The 19908-nt window shown below is 57.9% G+C and carries 18 protein-coding genes; 10 read left to right on the top strand and 8 right to left on the bottom strand.

Features of this window, described 5'->3' with window-relative positions; all coding sequences use genetic code 11:
• Positions 1-16 precede the first annotated feature (16 nt).
• Positions 17-976, bottom strand: coding sequence for an LLM class oxidoreductase (locus tag H9646_RS01150; protein WP_191721777.1), 960 nt, complete (start codon positions 974-976; stop codon positions 17-19).
• A 101-nt stretch (positions 977-1077) separates the two neighbouring features.
• A complete protein-coding gene (locus tag H9646_RS01145; RefSeq protein ID WP_191721494.1) occupies positions 1078-1701 on the bottom strand; it encodes a glutathione S-transferase family protein in 624 nt (207 codons plus the stop codon).
• Positions 1702-1813: 112 nt separating this feature from the next.
• On the opposite strand from H9646_RS01145, the gene H9646_RS01140 reads away from it, so the two are divergent.
• Positions 1814-2731 (top strand): LysR substrate-binding domain-containing protein, encoded by a 918-nt coding sequence (locus tag H9646_RS01140; RefSeq protein WP_191721493.1) that lies wholly within the window; start codon positions 1814-1816, stop codon positions 2729-2731.
• A 251-nt stretch (positions 2732-2982) separates the two neighbouring features.
• On the opposite strand, the gene H9646_RS01135 is transcribed toward H9646_RS01140, so the two are convergent.
• Complete coding sequence (locus tag H9646_RS01135) at positions 2983-3756, bottom strand: AraC family transcriptional regulator (protein WP_191721492.1); 774 nt, start codon at positions 3754-3756, stop codon at positions 2983-2985.
• A 114-nt stretch (positions 3757-3870) separates the two neighbouring features.
• Between H9646_RS01135 and H9646_RS01130 the strand changes: the two genes are divergently transcribed.
• On the top strand, positions 3871-5106 hold the full coding sequence (locus H9646_RS01130; RefSeq protein WP_191721491.1) for an MFS transporter: 1236 nt from the start codon (positions 3871-3873) through the stop codon (positions 5104-5106).
• Between the two features lie 502 nt (positions 5107-5608).
• Here the strand turns inward: H9646_RS01130 and H9646_RS01125 are convergent.
• Genes H9646_RS01125 through H9646_RS01105 form a run of 5 tightly spaced genes read right to left on the bottom strand, consistent with a single transcriptional unit; the run spans position 5609 to position 11332 of the window.
• Complete coding sequence (locus tag H9646_RS01125) at positions 5609-7165, bottom strand: AMP-binding protein (protein ID WP_191721490.1); 1557 nt, start codon at positions 7163-7165, stop codon at positions 5609-5611.
• Positions 7166-7174: 9 nt separating this feature from the next.
• Positions 7175-8359, bottom strand: coding sequence for a lipid-transfer protein (locus H9646_RS01120; protein ID WP_191721489.1), 1185 nt, complete (start codon positions 8357-8359; stop codon positions 7175-7177).
• Positions 8360-8396: 37 nt separating this feature from the next.
• A complete protein-coding gene (gene dctP / locus H9646_RS01115; protein WP_191721488.1) occupies positions 8397-9425 on the bottom strand; it encodes a TRAP transporter substrate-binding protein DctP in 1029 nt (342 codons plus the stop codon).
• A 45-nt stretch (positions 9426-9470) separates the two neighbouring features.
• Positions 9471-10769 (bottom strand): TRAP transporter large permease, encoded by a 1299-nt coding sequence (locus tag H9646_RS01110; RefSeq protein ID WP_191721487.1) that lies wholly within the window; start codon positions 10767-10769, stop codon positions 9471-9473.
• Positions 10769-11332, bottom strand: coding sequence for a TRAP transporter small permease (locus tag H9646_RS01105; RefSeq protein WP_191721486.1), 564 nt, complete (start codon positions 11330-11332; stop codon positions 10769-10771). Before H9646_RS01105 ends, H9646_RS01110 begins: the two co-directional genes overlap by 1 nt.
• 99 nt (positions 11333-11431) lie before the next feature.
• On the opposite strand from H9646_RS01105, the gene H9646_RS01100 reads away from it, so the two are divergent.
• The 8 genes from H9646_RS01100 to H9646_RS01065 all read left to right on the top strand — a co-directional run bounded on the left by H9646_RS01100 (position 11432) and on the right by H9646_RS01065 (position 19876).
• Entirely contained in the window at positions 11432-12142 is a 711-nt protein-coding gene (locus H9646_RS01100; protein WP_191721485.1) for a TetR/AcrR family transcriptional regulator, read from the top strand.
• Between the two features lie 459 nt (positions 12143-12601).
• Positions 12602-13456, top strand: a complete 855-nt coding sequence (locus tag H9646_RS01095) for a TlpA disulfide reductase family protein (protein ID WP_191721484.1) — start codon at positions 12602-12604, stop codon at positions 13454-13456.
• Between the two features lie 429 nt (positions 13457-13885).
• Entirely contained in the window at positions 13886-14422 is a 537-nt protein-coding gene (locus tag H9646_RS01090) for a hypothetical protein (protein WP_191721483.1), read from the top strand.
• A gap of 30 nt (positions 14423-14452) precedes the next feature.
• Complete coding sequence (locus H9646_RS01085) at positions 14453-15097, top strand: superoxide dismutase (protein ID WP_191721482.1); 645 nt, start codon at positions 14453-14455, stop codon at positions 15095-15097.
• 33 nt (positions 15098-15130) lie between these two features.
• Positions 15131-16072 carry a ZIP family metal transporter gene (locus H9646_RS01080; RefSeq protein ID WP_370551216.1) on the top strand — a complete coding sequence of 314 codons (942 nt, stop codon included), beginning with the start codon at positions 15131-15133 and terminating at the stop codon, positions 16070-16072.
• A gap of 174 nt (positions 16073-16246) precedes the next feature.
• Positions 16247-16768: a superoxide dismutase family protein gene (locus H9646_RS01075; RefSeq protein WP_191721481.1), complete on the top strand. Its 522-nt coding sequence runs from the start codon at positions 16247-16249 to the stop codon at positions 16766-16768.
• Between the two features lie 228 nt (positions 16769-16996).
• Positions 16997-18871 (top strand): potassium transporter Kup, encoded by a 1875-nt coding sequence (locus tag H9646_RS01070; RefSeq protein WP_191721480.1) that lies wholly within the window; start codon positions 16997-16999, stop codon positions 18869-18871.
• A 144-nt stretch (positions 18872-19015) separates the two neighbouring features.
• Positions 19016-19876, top strand: coding sequence for a DNA ligase (locus H9646_RS01065; protein ID WP_225213911.1), 861 nt, complete (start codon positions 19016-19018; stop codon positions 19874-19876).
• Positions 19877-19908 lie beyond the last annotated feature (32 nt).

Genomic DNA, 19908 nt, shown 5'->3' with positions numbered 1-19908 from the left:
GGCCGTGCTCAAGCATTTACCAGGTGACTGCCGATGCACGAGCCCCCTGATGGGATGGGAAATGCGGCAGCACCTCCTTGGCCAGCTCATCAAGTACTTCCGCAGCAGGGCGCTGAGAAAACTGAATACCCAGTGCTGCATGATTAACACCAGCAGCCTGCCACTCTTGGAGCAGTGTGATCAGACCGTTACGCCCTGTTCGCAACACATAACCCCCGTGCAAAGGCGTGCGAGGGTGCTCGGGGTCATCGACAAGATCGATCCACTCATTGGTCATGTGCGGACGAAACGCACCATCTGCAATGAGGTTTCGCCAAGCACGAATTTTTTCCGCCAAATGTTGCGGCCCTCTCGGGGTATGCGTCTCATTGGGGTAAGTTAACCAGCCGTCTGCGTGCTCTGCAATCCAGGACAGCGATTGACCTGATGAACCCGTGACAACCAGCGGTATGGACCCTGCCACAGGTTTTGGCAGGAACTCTGCCCCCTTGAAGTGCCCTAGCGGGGAATCAATGGACAAAAGCCCGGTCTGTGTCAGTTGCCGCATATAGGAGAGCGCCTGAGCAAATCGATCGGCCCTGGCAGCATGCTCAAGTCCATACGCGGGAAACTCCATAGGCCTGTCACCCGAGGCCACACCCATCACCAAGCGCCCACCAGACAACTGATCAATCGTGGCAGCTGCTTTCGCCAAGTCAATGGGATGACGCAAAGAGATGACGGCACTACCTGTTGCCAAAGCCACATGCTTGGTGTTTGCAGCCAGGAAAGCAAGGTAGGTGAACGGGTCAAAAACCTGTCCCGCATCTCCAAAAGATGGATCAAACAAAGGTACATCTCGCACCCACACTGCGGCAAAACCATGTCTATCGATTTCAGTGACCAGATGCGCCTGACCCGCAAGCACAGCCATGTCTCCTTGGTAGCTTCGCAACGGCAAGAAGATTCCCACAGTCAGCCGATCCGCAGCGAACATGCGTGTGTAGCCCGGGTGTGCATAAAAAGCGGCACAGGGCGCGCCACGCGTGCGCGCAGAAAAATGTGAATTGGTCATTTCTGGATAGGTCTGATTGATGTTCATGCGCCAGTTGCCGGTGCTGGCAGCGTGATGCCTTTTTGCACTGCGGCTCGAGCCCCGATGCGCGCATACCATTCACTCAAGTGACGGTACTGACTGAAGTCGAAATGGACGATTTGTGCAATGTGCATCCAGCCAAAATGAGCGATATCTGCAATCGAATAGTCCTCCCCTGCCAGATAGGGGCGATTGGCCAGCAGACGGTCTAGCACTGCAAACATCTCTTGCGTGAGGTTTCGATAGCGGTCTATAGCCTCTGCAATAGGCGCATTTGCAAACAGCTCAAAGTACACACGCTGGCCCAGCAGCGGGCCAACGCTGGACGCATGGAACTGCAACCACTTGATGGCTTCCCAGCGTGCGCGTGCGTTCTGAGGCAACAGTTTCCCCGTCCTTTCTGACAGGTAAAGCAAGATGGCTGCCGACTCGAAAAGAACAACGCCTGTATCGCTATCCGTGAGCACCGGAATGCGGCCATGCGGATTCAGGGCAAGAAAGTCTGGTTGTTGATGATCGCCTTCATCGATACGCACGTGGTGAAGGCTGTACGGCAATGAAAGCTCTTCAAGCGCAATGGTTACCTTGAACCCATTCGGAGAACTGTCGGTATAAAGATGCAACATTTTTTAGATAAACTAAATTAGAAATTAATCGACAGTTCGCATTTTTCTTCTTATTTAATGGTTAGAAAAGCGATGATTTCTACCTTTTGTATTTAGCAAAACTAAATTCAACATGACATACCCATTACAAGCTCTGCGCACGTTTGTCGAAGTCGGACAGCGCGGAAGCGTCAAGGCCGCAGCCCAGGCATTGCACGTCACTCCCGGGGCGGTCAGCCAACAGATTCGATTACTGGAAGACAGGCTGGGCGTAGTCCTGCTGGAGCGCGAACGTCTGGGTATGCGTCTTACCAAAGCCGGTGCAAGCGTCTACCCCAAGCTGTTGGAGGCATTCCTGCAAATTGACAAGGCCGTGGACACCTTGGAAGCCACTACAAGCAGAAAAAGCCTCACGGTCAGTACCGTGGCTACATTTGCGGCTTCCTGGCTAGTTCCTCGACTAGGACGCTTCAAGCAACATAACCCTGATATAGAAGTGCGCGTGGAAGCCACCTCTGAGCTGGTGGATTTGCGACGAGCTCGTGTAGATATTGCACTGCGCCATGGGCTGGGCAACTATCCCGGCCTTGATGTCATGCACCTAATGGCGCCGGTACTCGTACCCGTTGCATCCCCTGCTTTTTTGAAAGATCAGCAAGAATCGATCACAGATGCTGCCGACTGCCTGCGCTTTCCACTGCTCCACGACAGTGACCGTGCTGATTGGGCGCTTTGGCTCAACGCGCATGGCGTACACGAAGACCCACGAGCCGAACGAGGCAGTGCATTTGAAGATGAATTTCTACTCATCCGGGCTGCGGAGGCCGGACAAGGTTTAGCACTGGTTGCGCAAGCCTATGCCCGCAGCGAGATTGAAGCGGGACGACTTGTGCAGGTTCTGGATAAGCCCTGGCCTGCGAGATTTGCTTACTACTTGGTAACTCGCCCCGGTGCGGCTACACGGCCAGAGGTGAAAGCTTTCATGGACTGGATATGCCAAGAGGCTGCAACTTCAATGCAGATAGATCAAATATCCGCATCCCACGCGTGAAGTGGGTATGCATGGCTGTTTTCAATCATTTATTCACATAAGAGTACCTGATCGAGCTTTGCCAAAGACCACGAAGAGCAGGCTGCAATCTAGGTAGCTCAGGCGTGCACAGACCTTGTGGCCAGGACTTAATCGCTCCTGGATCTGGACAGTTGCAGCCTATAAACAGAGGCCAATTAACAACTGCCAATTAGCAGATGCCAGTTCGTCAACAGTACACACCCAAGTGACAACTTTTTAACTTGGCACTGTTACTGATAGAAGCTCGAAGGCGAGGCCCCAAAATATCGGCGAAACATAGCGGCAAAAGAGCTGGCACTGCCATAACCGCAGTCAAGCGCCACATTGATCACCTTGTCACCCGCAGCAATCCCACGCAGCGCGTGAACCAACCTGGCCTGCTCGCGCCACTGGGCAAAAGTCATGCCGGTTTCTTTCATAAATAACCGGTGCAACGTTCGCTCTGCAACATGAATCGATGCTACCCATTGGGCAGCGCTGAAGGAATTCGATGGGTTTGCACAGAGCTTGTCGCAGATGGTGCGAAGCCGCTCGTGACTGGGCATTGGCAGGTGCAGCGGCAAGGTCGTTGAGACGCGAATCTCATCAATCAGCAATTCGAGAAGCCGTGCGTCACGGCCCTTCGGTTCGACGCGAAAATTAATGCCAACCGCCTCCACGAGCAGTTCGCGCAGCAAAGGAGAGACGTTGATGACGCTGCTCTCCCCCGGCAAGATCAAGACCTTCTCAACATCGATATACGCCGTGCGCATCAACACGTCACCAACCATCGTGACGTTATGCCTCAGGCCTGTGGTCATCCAGAGCGCTCTGTTGGGCGAAACAATCCAGGACCCGGCATCGGTGTGTACGATCATCACCCCCTCAGTAGCGTAGAGAAGCTGCCCCTTGGGATGGAAATGCCAGCCCGTGGACATACCTGCCGGCCACCTGTTTTCCATGACCACGACCGGCCAGGCCATGTCGTCGTACTGCTTGTGCTTATGGGATGGGTGCGGGGTCATGGCAGAAACTCTACAGGTATTGGCAGATGAGCGCGCGACAGCCAATTAGCAAACCCGTAATCTCAAAGTTCTGCCTCTTAACAGATCAGCGCCATCGCCCTGCCCCGTATCTCAATGACCGTTCAAACCGCAACTATCGCTTCCTCGGATGCAACTCCAGTGGTGACTCCTGAAGCTAAGCCGCAAGGCTTTCTCCTGCCTATTGTGGGTGGCGCTGCCTTTGCCCACCTTCTCAACGACATGATCCAGGCCATGCTGCCTTCGATCTTCCCTATGCTCAAGCAAAGCTTTGCCTTGAGCTTTGGGCAGATCGGAATCATCGCCCTGGTCTATCAAGTGACGGCTTCGCTACTGCAGCCCTGGATCGGCCTGTACACAGACAAGCATCCCAAGCCCTACCTGCTGCCATCAGGCATGGGCATGACATTCATCGGAATCGCACTCCTGGCAACAGCCAGCACCTACGAGATGCTTTTGATCGCAGCGGCGGTGGTGGGTGTCGGCTCTGCGACTTTTCACCCGGAGGCCTCTCGCATTGCCCGGCTGGCGTCGGGTGGACGCTTTGGCACCGCACAATCGACCTTTCAGGTGGGCGGCAACACCGGCTCGGCCATAGGTCCCCTGCTGACCGCAGCCATCGTCATCCCCTATGGACAGCCCGCAGTGGCCTGGTTCATGGTGGTTGCTCTGGTTGCTATCTTCGTTCTATATAGACTCACAATTTGGGTACGTCAGCACGGAACAGCCCAAGCCAAGGCTCTGTCAAAAAGCCACGGCGAGGGACTGGACCGCGCTGGCGTAATACGTGCGGTGTCCGTCATCTGCGTGCTGATGTTTGCAAAGTTTGTCTACATCGCATCATTCACCAACTACTTCACCTTCTACCTGATCGAGCGCTTTGAGCTCAGCGTCCAGTCCAGCCAGCTGTTTCTCTTCATGTTCCTGGCCTCAGTCGCCGCCGGTACTTTCGCCGGCGGACCTGTTGGAGACCGGATTGGCCGTAAGGCCGTCATTTGGATATCGTTCCTTGGTGTTGCCCCGTTCGCACTCGCTTTACCGCACGTTGGCCTGGTCTGGACAGGCATCCTCGCCATCGTTATCGGCCTGGTGATGTCATCCGCTTTTGCCGCTCTGGTGGTTTATGCACAGGAGGCCGTACCCGGTCGGGTGGGACTCGTATCCGGGCTGATGTTTGGACTGATGTTCGGGGTCGGCGGCATTGGCGCAGCCGCACTCGGTGACCTGGCAGACATCCACGGCATCGTGTGGGTCTATGGAGTGACCTCTTTTCTGCCTCTGCTTGGCATTGCGACCGCCTTTCTTCCAGAAACGCGACGCAAGAAGTCATAGGGCTGCGCCACTGGGGCCCACCTCAGTGCGTTTGCTGGCGGAATGGCTAATGGCTGGTTGTGGCTCGATGACAAGAGCCTCAGATCAACCCGTTTCTGTCGTTCGTGCATCGGCAGCACATATCTGCTGTGCCGCGGTGGCTGCTGTTCAGGGCTGGCTCACGACCTATCGGCCACGGCTGTATAGCGGTCATTGCATCAACAAGGCCGGCACTTGCCCAACGACGGGTTTTAAGGGAGCAGCCGACAGTGTCTATCAGCTGCTGCCCGATGGGTTGTTGGAAGTTGGCCATCACGTTTCATGAACAAGTCATGCGCCTACTGCATTCTTAATTGAGGCCGTTTACAGGACTGCGTTGCCGCATTATTTAATGCATGGATGCGAAATAGCTCTCATCAATCACATTTGAGCCGTCAGATTCAGTAGTCGAGGCATCGTAGTGCTGTCGCTCGGGTCAATGTGCATTTCAGCCCGTCAGCACAGGGACACGAGCGACGCCAGTTTAGATGGCCTTGGAATGGCCAACCCAATATGTGGCTCTGAGATCCCGTTTGAGCACTTTGCCATTGGGGCTTCGAGGTAATTGGTCAATGAAGTCAACGGACTTGGGCGTCTTGAGAGATCCCAGCCGATCCTTGCAAAGGGCCATGAGTTCAGCTGCCGTGGCCCGTGCGTGCGTTTTGAGTTCCACGACAGCTTTCACCGCCTCTCCCCAATCGTCATCAGGAACACCGATGACTGCGCAGTCCTCTACGCTGGGATGCGACCAAAGCACTTGCTCGATCTCCTGAGGGTAGATGTTGAATCCACCTGAGATGACCATGTCCTTCTTGCGGTCGCAGATATGAACTCGGCCCTGTTTGTCGATGAAGCCTACGTCACCGGTATGCAGCCAGCCATCTACGATTGTCTTGGCTGTCACATCAGGCTGCTTGTAATAACCCGGCGTCACAAGGTCGCCTCGCACGCAGATTTCACCGCGCGCGCCCACTGGCAAGCGCTGATTGTCATCGTCCAGAATGCAGATCTGCACGAGGGGTGTCGGATGACCGCAACTCGAAAGCACATCGTCGGGTGCCAGGGCTCCATCCTGTAGATGCTCGTCCGGTGCGAGGTAGGTGCACATCATGGGGGCTTCAGCCTGACCGAATACCTGGGTCATGCAAGGACCAAAAACCTGGATGGCCTGCTTGAGCTTTTCCACGGCCATGGGCGCTGCCGCGTAGATGAAGTACCGCATGCTGGAATAGTCTCGTGTCTCCACACCGGGCGTGGCAAGCAGCCGGTAGATCACGGTCGGAGGTAAAAACAGCTCCGTGACTCGGTGCTCCTCGATGGTGTCGAGCAAAGACGCTGGATCGGGCGACTCCAACACCACGACCTTGCCACCCCGCGCCACGGTCGGTAGCGCAGCGAAGCCCGCTGCGTGTGTGAGCGGTGCGGCGGCCAGGTTCACAGGGCGCTCGGAATGCGGATAGTGCAGGCTCATCAGATGAGACGCCATAAAGACGTTCACATTGCGCTGGGTGAGCTGCACGCCCTTAGAGCGCCCCGTCGTGCCTCCTGTCGGTGCGATGATTGCGACGGCGTCGGGGTCATGAAAGGCATCGATAGGCTCCGCACTGACGTCACCAAGCCAGTCCTCAAGGGACAAAAAATCCGGCAGTTGCCGATCCAGGCAGAGCCACAGTGTCAGCTTGGGCAACTGCCTTTGCAGTGAGCGAACCATATCCGCTAGATCGCTGTGGAAGATCAGCAGCTCGCAATCCATGAAGTTCAGGAGGTATGCGTTGTCCTCCTCGTTGAGCTTGGGATTGGCTGGCACCCAAGTCAGCCCCGCCCGTGCAATGCCAAAAACGCACATGAACGCAGCAGCGCTGTTGCGGCTGAGGATAGATGCCTTGGTTCCAGGCTCATAACCGGCCTCCTTGAGCTTGCGCGCGAGCCGGTAGCTGTGACGTGCCACGTCTGCATAGGTCCACTGTTGCTTGCCTTGCACCAGACAGGCTGCATCCTTGTCGATGAGCAGCCCGCGATCGAGAGAGTGCGCATGTGTCATCGTTGCACCTCAGTCGTGACGGCCATAGAGGGTCACCACGATGGCGCCGCCAATGCCGGCGTTGTGCTGCAGCGCCAGGCGTGCTCCCTGCACCTGTCGATCTTCGGCATTACCTCGCAATTGCTGGGTCAGTTCAAAGCACTGGGCCAGTCCCGTCGCCCCCAGTGGGTGTCCCTTGGACAGCAGGCCGCCGGAAGGATTGGTGACGACCATACCGCCATAGGTGTTCTGGCCGTCATCCACGAATCGCTGCACCTCGCCTTCCTCGCAGAACCCGAGCGCCTCGTAGCTGATCACCTCGTTCTGTGCAAAGCAGTCGTGCAGCTCGCAGACATTGATGTCGCGCGGCCCGATACCTGCGTCCTCATAGACCTTGCGGGCTGCCTCACGCGTCATGGAAAAACCGACAACCTCGAGCATGGAGCCAGATTCGAACGTTGCGGGGCGATCCGTGGTCAGCGCCTGAGAGAGGATGCGCACGCGCGTATCAATGCCGTGGCGCTTGGCAAACGCCTCGCTCACCAGTACCGCTGCTGCCGCCCCGCAGGTTGGTGGGCAGGCCATCAGGCGCGTCATGACGCCCTCGGCAATTGCTGGGCTGTCGAGCACGTCCTGGGCACTTACCTCCTTGCGAAATAGCGCAAGACGATTGCGCGCCGCATGGCGGCTGGCCTTGGCGCGGACCTTGGCAAACGTCTCCAGTGGTGTTCCGTAGCGCTTCATATGCTCGGCCCCCGCACTGGCAAAATAGCGGATGGCCATCGGCAACTCGCTCTCGCCCGCGAACCGGGTTGTAGCGTCGTCGAACTTGGCGAGTGGGGAGCTGCGATCGTTCCAGTGGGATCCCAGTGCGCCTGGAGCCATTTGCTCGAAGCCCACGGCCAATACGCAGTCTGCCGCCCCTGACATGATCGCCCTGCGAGCCAAGTACAGAGCGGTCGATCCAGTAGAGCAGTTGTTGTTCACGTTAACGATGGGTATGCCGGTCATGCCCACTTCGTACAGCGCGGCCTGCCCGCTTGTGGAGTCTCCATAGACGTGGCCGGCAAACGCCTCCTGTACCTGACCGTAGTCCAAGCCTGCATCCGCCAAGGCATCGCGCACGGCCTTCGCCGCCATCTGCGTGTAGGGGGGGTGATCACCCGGCTTGCGAAACGGTGTCATGCCGACTCCGGCGACGATTACGTTGCTCATTGCTCTCTCCTTGTGTTGGGGTCAATCACGTAAGCACTCAGGACTGCATGGCCTGGGCCACGACTTGTTCGAACTTGCTCACCAGCGGTGCGTTGATCTGCTGCTTCCAGCGCTGGTAAACCTCGCGGGTGGCGCCATTCCACAGCGCCTGCTCCTGAGCGGTCGGCTTGTAAATGTCAACGCCTTGCTTAGCAACCATTTGCTCATTGGTCGCCACTGTCTCGCGCACGCGCCGGGTCAGCTCCTTGCCTGCCTCCTGGGCCGCCTCGCGGACGAGCTTTTGGTCCTGATCGCTCCATGTTTTCCAAACCGGGTTGGCCACGAGAAAGTGAATGAGCTCGTTAGATTGATTCCAGTAGGCAATGTGTTTTTGGCCCAGGGAGCTGAGCTTGTAAGCAACAAACTGCTCGAGGGTCAGAGTGAGTCCATCGATCGCTCCCGAGGCAAGTGCGGGTTGCGCATCGGCAAACGTCATCGTGGTCGGATTGGCGTGCATGGCGCTCATGATTTGCTGCTGCATGGGGGTCGCCACGACACGGATCTTGAGGCCCTTGATGTCATTAGGTACAGCTACGCGGCGCTTGGCGTTGATCAGTTGAATGGGACCATATTCGCCGCTTGCCAGAGGTTCCATGCCTGAGCGGCGGATCACCTCATAGAAGTCTTTGTTGAGCGCATCCGACGCAAGCACAGCATCGACGGCACGGTCGTTGGGCATCAGACCGGGAAGATTGAACAAGGCAAAATCCTTGACCGTTCCCGACCAATTCACCGTTGTTCCGACGAGTATGTCGATCACCCCTTGGCGCAATGCCGTCAGTTCGCGGTCCTGCTGGCCTTGCACCAGCGAGGAGCCAGGGTAGAGTTTGAAGTTCAGACGCCCCTGTGTTTTTTCTCGAACCAGATTTGCAAATCGCTCGGCCGCAAAGTGCCAGTTTGTTCCTGCCCCCACAACGAGCGAGAGTCGGTACTCGGCACGGTATTTGGTTTGTGCGAGCGCCAGCGCAGGCATTCCGATGACGGCGGTGCAAGCACCTGCCTGTAGCAGCTGTCGGCGTTGAATCATGGTTTGTCTCCTTTGTGGGTTTGAAGAAAATGTCTGTCAGCGGGCTCAGTAGCCGATGGCCCTGGGCAACCAGAGCGCCAATCCAGGCCAGCACACAACGGCAGCAATCGCCAGCACGAAGCTCAGAAAGAACCATCCCACCCAGGGCAACGTTTCTTCCACGGCCACCTGTGACAATCGGCAGGCCACGAGCAGATTGACAGCGAGCGGGGGGGTGAACTGACCCAGCGCGATCACCATCGTGACCAGCACACCGAACCAGACCGGGTCCCAGCCGAACAGCTTGATCAGAGGAACCAGCAAGGGCAGAAACACCATGAATACGGACACACCGTCCAGGAACATCCCCACGAGCTTGAGCACGACGAGCACCACGATCAGCGTGAGGAAACTGCTCCAGCCGCTTGCGGAGAACCACGCCACGATGGGGTCAACAATTCCCAGCGTCTGAATGCAGTAGGCGAAAATGCCTGCCAATCCGAGGATCACCAGAATGACTGCGGACACCACGGCCGCCTCGCAAAAGATGTCGTATAGATCGGCCCAGTTGATAGTTCGGTGAATAAATAGCCCGATCCCAAGAACATAGACGGCTGCAACGACAGCGGCTTCAGTGGGGGTGAACCAGCCAGCACGCATTCCGCCCAGAATCAGTACGGGCGTGACCAGCCCCCAGCTGGCTTCGCGCAGGCTCTTCCAAAACGGGGGGCGAGGCTCCTTCGCTTCGGTCTTGCCAAATCCTTGCCGCCGGGAGATCCACCATGCGGGAACAATCAATGCCAGACCTGCCAAGACACCTGGCACCAGGCCTGCAGCGAACAATTCGGGCAATGAAACGCCTGGCACCAGAATGCTGTAGATGACGAATGCCAGTGACGGCGGAATGAGAATGTCAGTGGCGGTGGCCGAGCCGATCACGGTGGCTGAGAACGCACGCGGATAACCGGCTTTGGTCATTGCACCGACCATCACGCTTCCAATGGCTGCCGCCAGCGCCGCGCCCGAGCCGGAGATGCCGCCCAAAATCATGGCCACCACGATGACTACGATCGGCAGCATTCCCGGGCCTCTGCCCAGTACAGCCGTTGCGAAATTGACCATCCGCTGGGCCACCCCGGACCTGTCGAAGGCGGCACCCACCAGTACGAACATAGGCAACGCCAGTAAAGGATATTTGCCAATACCTGCTTCAAAGTTCTGTTGAACGGTGAACAGCCCGAACCAGGGCATCTCAACGCCTGTCATTACAACGGCCATCGTGCCGCTCAGGCCCATCGCGACGCCGATGGGAACGCCCGCCAGCATCAGAAAGACAAAGCCGAGGATCAAAATGGTGCCGATCATCAGAGCACCTCCTCATGCGACAGGGAATCTGGGGTGCGTGAGCTCTTGAGCTGCTGGATGCCGGCCAGCCAAGTTCGTACCACCACAAAGAGGGCCAATGGCGGGAGCCAAACCGTATACCACCATCGCGGGACTCCAAGTCCCGTCGTAGTTTCACCAAAGGTGAACTCCTGCCAACCGGCACGTACCATTAGCACCGTGAGCAGCAGAAACATTGCCAGAGTGCACAGCATGCTCAACCAGATCAGCAGTCGTCGGACCCGTGGTGTCGCGCGTTCGTAAAAAAATTCGATGCGGATGTGGCCATCCCGTGCAGACGCGACTGCGGATCCCGCAAGCGTCAGTGCCAGCAGCAGGAACACCGAGATTTCCTCGGTCCAAGCGAAGGACTGGTCCGTGAAATAGCGGACTACGACGTTGACCAGCGTGATCAGTACGAGTGCAATCAGCACAATCGCACCGATGTGGGTTTCAATTCTGCGACCTGATAATTTCCCGTTCGCAGGCGCCTGTGGTGCGGTATGAATTGGAGACGAAATGTCTCTCTGTCGGTGATCAGTCATTTGGTACCAATCCTGTTTGATTGGTACCATTTGAGTGAATTAAAAGTACCAAGTCAATCGGCTTGGTACCGTTTTCAAGCAAATCTAGGGAATCCACTTATGTCTTCAAGACGCTCGCAGGAAGAGTTTCTGTCTGACCTTTTTGAACTCTTTCGTGTAGAGGGCGTTTCGGAGCTGACAGTCGGCGAGATCGCTCGACGCCTCAGTTGTTCGCGCAGCCGGCTCTATTCGGTGGCAGAGACGAAGGAAGATCTCTTTTTGGTTGTGGCAAAGCAGTATCTCAACTCGCTGCTGCTAGAGAGTGACGCGCTCAGATCCAAAGACGGCGACGTTGTGGAGATCATCACGCAGTACCTCGATATCGGTGTACGAGCGTCGGCATTGCTTGGTGTTCCGTTCCTGAAGGACCTGGACGCTTCGCGTCAAGGCCGCAGGCTGTTCGATAGCTATCAGGAAAAGCGCGGCCAAGGGCTAGCCCATCTGGTGCAGCGGGGTGTTGAAAAAGGTGTGTTTCACCCTCGCCATGCGATTTTGGTCGCAGAAATTTTGATGGGTGGTGCATTGCGTATCCGGCGCACGCGGTTTCTGGCGCGCACCGGCCTGACGCTGGAAGAAGCGTTTTCGGAGTTCTACGAACTGCTGCTTCACGGGCTAATGAAGCAGGGACATGGCAGGCAAGCAGGCTTGTCGCAGAACTGGAAACTTCCTGCACTGCCTGACGCTGCAGCGCAAATCCCTGAGAGTTCATCGGACGACACTGATGCAGACGGAATCACAGAACTGCTAATCAAGGCATCTGTGCGGCACTGACCCCCAAGGGGCAGACATTGCCTATGGAAAGGCTCAGAAGCGGTGTGGCCATCTACAGGAAAACATGTGGCTGCTGCTTCTGGCCGTTGGCGGCTGTCGTTGGCCTGCCAAACGGGTTCAGGATGCCAAAGAGCTGTTGCAAGAAGCTCCGCTGCAAGACCAATGAATACTGATCGACTTCTTTGCTCAGTGGTGTGCCAGCTGTCATATGATCAAAAAGAATAGCTTTGGCCGCTCCAAAGTCTCAGCGTGTTTGCGGCAGATGCCAGTCATTGGCCCCGATGCTCCACACAACGCCTCCCAAGACGCGTGTCTTGCTCAAGGGCAAGCGCTGGCCTGGGCAGCAGTTCCAGTCTTGATTCGGATGGCTCCTGATGTCGGGGAACGCTGTGCTCTAGGCATGGTGGATGAACTCTGTGCAGCCAGCTTCTTAGAAAAACTCAATACAGCAGGCACACCATGACAAGCATTGGTCCACTTCCTATCCGTCCTCTCATGGTTTTAGCGGCATTTGTGGTCGGGTGGTTCATTGCAAGAGTGCTCGCCAAACGCAAAACCTCAGCAGAACGCTATAAGTCAGCAGGTAGCTTGGTGTATAGCAGTTTGCTTGTGGGGCTCGTCACTGCAAGGCTGGCCCACATTGCACGCTGGAGCGAAGAATATTTGTCATCTCCCATGTCTTTGCTGGCGATTGGCGATGGCGGCTACCTGTGGTGGGCAGGCGTAGCTGCCGGGCTGGCATTCATGTACTGGCGGACCATGAAGCAGCGTGACTTGCGCCAAGCGGTTTTTACGGGGGCTGCAGCGGGCATCCTTACCTGGTTCCTGGCCAGCGCTGTCCTGGAAGCTGCGCAGCGTCAAGCAGCACCTTTACCAGACTTAGAGCTGCTGTCGCTGACTGGTCAACCCACTGCACTGCATAGCCTCAAGGGCAAGCCTGTCGTCCTGAACCTGTGGGCCAGCTGGTGCCCACCTTGCCGCCGTGAAATGCCTGCGTTTGAGCAAGCCCAGAAAAAATTCCCTGACACTGTGTTCGTGATGGTCAATCAAGGTGAAAAACCTGAGCAAGTCGTGCGTTTTCTTCAAGCGCAAGGCTTGGATCTGTCTCATGTGCTGCTCGACCCCACTTCCAGTGCCATGAAGACTCTAGGCGCGCAAGGTCTGCCGAGCACCTACTTCTTTGATGCCCAGGGCCAGCTGGCGTATGCCCACGTGGGCGAGCTCACCCTCGGTGCGATCAGCAGCATTCTCTCCAGTCGCAGCTCGCACTCTGATCATCAGCTCACCCCTCAAGCACAGCGAGCACCTCAGTAAAGCACTCCTTGATGCCGCTTGCTTGGTCCGGATGTCGGGGCCTGGATCATTACTGGAACACACACCCCCCAAGCGTTGACGTCTGCCACAACGCACAGAGCAGGGCTTTTTCTCGAGCTGTCTGGTGTTCCATGAAGTACCTGCAGGCAAGCCATTCACTCGATGTGCTCAGGCTCTGCTGCCGCATTAACTGACAGCACATAAAGCCACTGGTGCCCCGGGGGGTCTGCAAGGCCTGCGGGGCTTTTTTGCGTCTGCGGCCCATCGATCAGCCGCTGATCGCTTTTGCAAACGCCCTGCTCCTTAGATGCCTGCGATGACTTTCTGGTCTTTTTATCTGCAGCAGAATAAATATTGAATGATAATAATTCTCAATCAATTGATGCTGCGCAAGATTTGGCATCCGCACTCCACAAGAACCGCCTGCATATGCAAGCCACCAACATTTTCCTCGCTTTGGACCCGCACACTGCACAGGACGACAGCACTTTGCACGCCTGGGAGCAACTGGCAAGGCGCGCCCTGCAGTTCAGCCAGCACGGCAAGATAGAAAGCGCTATGGCTTTGCAGATCAACGCACTGCAGGTGGCGGCACGCCTTCTGGCCGGTCCAATGCTGTATGCACACCCTGACCGCTGCATGGCTGCCTGGGTGGTGAGCCACCATAACGTTGCCCAGTTGCTGGAACAGCGCCAGCAACTGGTGCTCGCGCTGGATTACCTGTGTGATGCACACATCGGGCTGCGCAGCATACAAAGCGCTCCAGCCACAGCCCCCGAGGTGCAGCAGGCTGCCTTGCGCCACATGCGCGAAACCCACGCTGCCCTGCTGCAGTGGCACTCCCGCTACGGTAGCTGCACCTGCATTGATGCCGTTTTGCGTGCTCCCGAGCCCGGGCAACCTGACAGTGCTTGCTTTGCACCCTCGACACCAAGCATTCGTTTCCCCTCCAGCCATCTGCACTGATGGCCATGCTCTCTAACTGAAAGCTTCAACATGACCCTTCACACCCTGCCCACACTGCCGTATGCCTTTGACGCGCTGGAGCCGCATATTGATGCGCAAACCATGGAGATTCACTACACCAAACACCATCAGGCGTATGTCAACAACCTGAATGCAGCGCTGAAAGACACCGCCCATTCCGATGAACCGGTGGAGCAACTGATTGCCGACCTGTCCCGTCTGCCCGAAGGCATACGCGCGGCTGTGCGCAACAACGGTGGCGGACACGCCAACCACAGCCTGTTCTGGACTGTGATGACCCCTGCCGGGCAGGGTGACGCAGGCCCGACAGATCAACTGGCCCAGGCCATACAAGCAGACCTGGGAGGTCTGCAAGCATTCAAGGCCGCATTCACACAGGCTGCGCTCACGCGCTTTGGCAGTGGCTGGGCGTGGCTGGTCGTCAACGCGCAAGGCACCCTGGCGATTGAAAGCAGTGGCAATCAGGACAGCCCGCTCATGCAAGGTATTGGTTCGGGCTCTACGCCCATACTGGGGCTGGACGTGTGGGAGCACGCCTACTACCTCAAGTACCAAAATCGTCGCCCCGAATACATCGCCGCGTTTTACAACGTCATTGACTGGGCCGAAGTTTCCCGTCGCTTTGCCGCCGCCCGAAATGCCCCACAAGGCTAAGCAGGTACGACCATTACTTCAAAGAGCATGTGCATGAAGAAACACCCCGCAGCCATTGACGATTCGCACCCACGCCTGCGCTCGCCTGTGGAGGTGCGTCACAGCATCAGGCTGTGGATCGGGCTGACCATCATGATGGTTGGCGTCTGGGCTGTGTGCCACCAGTTCTGGGTTTATGCACAAAACCATCCGGTGGTTCTGCAGGCACTGGCTGGTGGCTCTGCTGCAGCCCTTGCAACAGCGCTGGGAACAGTGCCCGTCATGCTGTCGCAGCGCATGTCCGAGCGCACGCAAGACACTCTCTTTGGCTTCGGGGCCGGGGTCATGCTGGCCGCCTGCGCTTTCTCACTCATCTTGCCGGGGCTGGAGGCTGTCCGCAGCCAAGGCATGTTTGGGGGCAGCGGCTGGGCGGCAGGTGGTGTGATTGGTTCTGCCATCTTGCTGGGCGCACTGGCCCTGATGGTCATGGACAAGATGCTGCCCCATGAGCACTTCATCAAAGGCCGTGAGGGACTGGATGTAGATGCTGCGCGCAAACTGCAGCGCACCTGGCTGTTTGTGTTTGCCATTGCCCTGCACAACCTGCCCGAAGGCCTGGCCATTGGCGTTGGCTACGCCAGCGGCAGTGCGGCGGGCAATGCGCTGGCCACAGGGATTGCCATTCAGGACGTGCCCGAGGGGCTGGTGGTAGCGGTTGCCCTGCTCGCTGCAGGCTACAGCCGCAAGCTTTCCGTGCTGCTGGGCATGCTCAGTGGCTTGATTGAGCCCGTCGGTGCGGTGCTGGGTGCAGCCATTGTCAGCACCTCCTTGAGCATTTTGCCTTGGGGTCTGGGCTTCGCTGCGGGTGCCATGCTGTTTGTGATCAGCCACGAAATCATTCCGGAATCACACCGCAAAGGGCATGAAACCTATGCCACCGGCGGACTCATGCTGGGCTTTGTGCTGATGATGATCATGGACACCTCGCTGAGCTGAGCTGAGCTGAGCTGAGCTGAGCTAAGTGCGTACACAGCCACAGCTCGTCTGGGCAAATTCAGTGACAAGCGGTAATCTATTACGCAAAGCTCGGACGGGGTGGACATGCCCCGAGGGGCTGTACCCTGCATAGTCAAATCCTGTTTCCCTATTCCAACAAACCCGGAGGTTGCCATGTTCTATCGATATTTTTTAGGCAGTATTGCAGCTGCGTCCCTGATCGGTTGTGCAGGCACTTACAAAGGCATTTCTGCCACCGCAGAGCTTGAGCCCACCGCAGGCAATGCGGTCACGGGCAAGGTGCACTTCAGCCAGCACGAGCACGGCGTGGTCAAGGTATCGGGTCAGGTCAGTGGCCTCAAGCCCAATTCCGAGCACGGCTTTCATATCCACGAAAAAGGCGATTGCAGCAGCCCCGACGGCACCAGCGCAGGCGGACACTTCAACCCTGCAGCCAGCGCGCACGGCAAGCATGGCCAAACGGCCAGCCATGCGGGGGACTTACCCAGCCTGCGGGCCAATGCCAATGGCCTGGCCATCGTGCAGTTTGAGTCCACTCAGCTGGCACTGGGCAAAGGTGAGCGCGACATTCTGGGCAAAGGCTTGATCGTGCACGCCAACCCCGATGACTTTCAGACCCAGCCGACTGGCAATGCGGGGGCACGTTTGGCCTGCGGCGTGATTGAGCGCCAGTAAGCAACCAGCCCACTGGGCTGGCCGCTGCACCTTCACTGCCCTGTAAACACCATGTTTTAGTCGCTTGGCACCCATTCAGCCTGTGTGCAGCGCTCCTTTTTTAAAAGAGCTCAGGTTTTTGGATGGCGTCAAGCATTAGTCCATGCCTACAGCGTAGCTTTGCACACGCATCGACGCGCAGCTTCCGCCATCGCACAATCGCGCTCATCGTTGCTGCCTGCTTTTTTTGTGCAATCTACAAAATCATCGTTTACCGCCCTCACGCTGGGTGCTTTGGGCGTCGTCTATGGCGACATAGGCACCAGCGTTCTGTACGCTCTCAAGGAAGTTTTTAACTCCGGCCACGTCTCGCTCACCACCCAGCACGTCTACGGCGTACTGTCGCTGGTGGTGTGGACTGTCACGGTCATTGTTTCCCTCAAATACGTCACCCTGGTGCTGCGCGCTGACAACCGCGGCGAAGGGGGCCTGGTGGCCATGCTGGCGCTGGCTGCGCACGCTGTAGAAGGGCACCCTCGCCTGCGCCGCTACCTGATGGCGATTGGCATTTTCGGCACCTGCCTGTTTTATGGCGATGGTGTCATTACGCCTGCCATCTCGGTGCTCTCGGCTGTTGAAGGCCTGGCGGTCATTTCGCCCAACCTGTCGTCAGCCATTTTGCCGCTGACGCTGGGCATCTTGTTCGTGCTGTTTGCCGTGCAAAAACGCGGCACCGCAGGGATTGGACGCTGGTTTGGGCCCATCATGCTGCTGTGGTTCCTGAGTCTGGCCGCGCTGGGCATCTGGCACATCGTGCAGCTGCCCCAGATTTTGTGGGCACTCAGCCCCCACTATGCGCTGGCTTTCATTGCCGAAGAGCCGGGCACTGCCTTTTTGCTGCTGGGTGCCGTGGTGCTTTGCGTGACGGGTGCCGAGGCCTTGTATGCCGATCTGGGCCACTTTGGCAAACGCCCCATTCGCCAGGCCTGGTTCAGCGTGGCCATGCCTGCGCTGCTGATCAACTACCTGGGTCAGGGGGCGCTGCTGCTGCAACAACCCGATGCCGTCAGCAACCCCTTCTTTGCCATGGCACCGCGCGCCATGCTGCTGCCCCTGGTGGTGCTGGCTACAGCTGCCACCGTGATTGCGTCTCAGGCCCTGATTACCGGCGCCTTCAGCGTGACCAAACAAGTCATCCAGCTGGGCTATCTGCCGCGCCTGCAGGTGCTGCATACCAGCGAAACCGATACCGGTCAGATCTACCTGCCTCTGGTGAACTGGGGCCTGTGCGCCGGTATTGCGCTGGCAGTCATCTTTTTCCAGTCGTCTGGCGATCTGGCTGCAGCCTACGGCATTGCCGTGACGCTGGACATGCTGATCACCACGGTGCTGACGTTCTTTGTCGTGCGCTGGGGCTGGAAGTACCCGCTGCTCCCAACTGCTGCGGCAACGCTGTTCTTTCTGGTCGTGGATGTGAGCTTTTTTGCCTCCAACCTCATCAAGCTGCCTGATGGGGGCTGGTTCCCCCTGGCCATTGGTGCCGGCATGTTTGTGCTGATGCGCACCTGGCACACAGGCCGTCAGCTGGTACAAAGCGCCATGCAGCCGCATGCGCTGTCACTGGCCGAGTTTTTGCAAATGCTGCGCCGTGACAGCGTTACGCGCGTGGCAGGCACAGCCGTTTTTCTGTCGTCGCAATCGGGCACGGTGCCCAGCGCCTTGCTGCACAACCTCAAGCACAACAAGGTGCTGCACGCTCGCAACGTGTTTGTTACGGTGCGCCACCATGAGCTGGCCCACATTCCCCCTGCACACCGCGCCACGGCGCACGATCTGGGCCATGACTGCTGGCAGGTGCTGCTGCACTTTGGCTTTATGGATGACCCGCACGTGCCCAACGCTCTGTCCATGCTCACACAGCGCGGGGAGCTGCCGTCCACATCCATCATGGAAACCAGCTACTTCCTCTCGCGCGACATCATCGTGCCCCAGCGCGGCCATGGCATGGCCCTGTGGCGTGAAAAGCTGTTTGCCCAGATGTACCGCAACGCGGGCTCAGCGGCCGACTTTCTGCACCTGCCCCACCGCAACGTGGTGGAGCTGGGCAGCCAGATTGTGATTTAGGGCCGCGGCACGGCGGCTCCTTGCAGGGCGCAGGGTTAGCCACCTGTGCCCATCTGACGCCCGGGCTTGGCACTGCAGCACCAATTTGGTGAAATGCAGCCACACCAAGACCCATACCCAACGTCAGACCGGAAAGGAGCTGCCATGTCCACATGGATGGTGCTGCGCCGCATGCTGTGTGCAGCGCTTGCAGCTGCCTGCGCCACCGTGGCATTGGCCAGTGATTTGACGCTGGCCAACACCTACCGCCCTGACATCGATGTACGCGCCTATTGGGTCAGTGAAAAATACGACGGCATTCGCGCCCACTGGGATGGCAAGCAGCTGCGCAGCCGACAGGGTGTGCCGATTGATGCGCCCGCATGGTTTACCGAGCACTGGCCTGCACAGCCCATGGACGGCGAGCTGTGGGCCGGGCGTGAGCAGTTTGCAGCCGTGCAATCGAGTGTGGGCCAGGGCCGCAAAGACGAGGCTGGCTGGCGCGCACTGCGCTACATGGTGTTTGACCTGCCCGCGCACAGCGGCCCCTTTGCACAGCGCCAGCAAGCGCTGCAAAAACTGGTGGCAGCCATCGGCAAGGACTGGGTGCAGGCTGCTGCGCAATGGCAGGTTGCCAGCCATGAGGCGCTGATGCGGCAATTGCGCACCGTGAGCGCCGCCGGTGCTGAGGGGCTGATGCTGCGCCACGCTGACAGCCCTTACCGTGCAGGCCGCAGCGATGACCTCATCAAGCTCAAACTGTTTGAAGATGCCGAGGCCGTAGTGGTGGCCCACCTGCCCGGCAAAGGCAAATACCAGGGCATGACAGGTGCGCTGCTGGTGCAAATGCCCAGCGGCCAGCGCTTCAAGATTGGCAGTGGCTTGAGCGATGCCGACCGCGCACAGCCGCCCGCCATGGGCAGCACCATCACCTACCGTTTTAACGGCAGCCACCCCAGTGGCCTGCCAAGATTTGCCCGCTACTGGCGGGTGCGCAGTGACACTGCCCTGCAGCAGAAACAATAAAAAGAGAGCTACCAACGCTTACACACTATAGT

The organism is Comamonas avium, assembly GCF_014836675.1.
In the GTDB taxonomy this organism is placed as follows: domain Bacteria; phylum Pseudomonadota; class Gammaproteobacteria; order Burkholderiales; family Burkholderiaceae_C; genus Comamonas; species Comamonas avium.
Note: the sequence above shows the minus strand (reverse complement) of the source record. Positions and strands in the feature narration are given on the sequence as shown.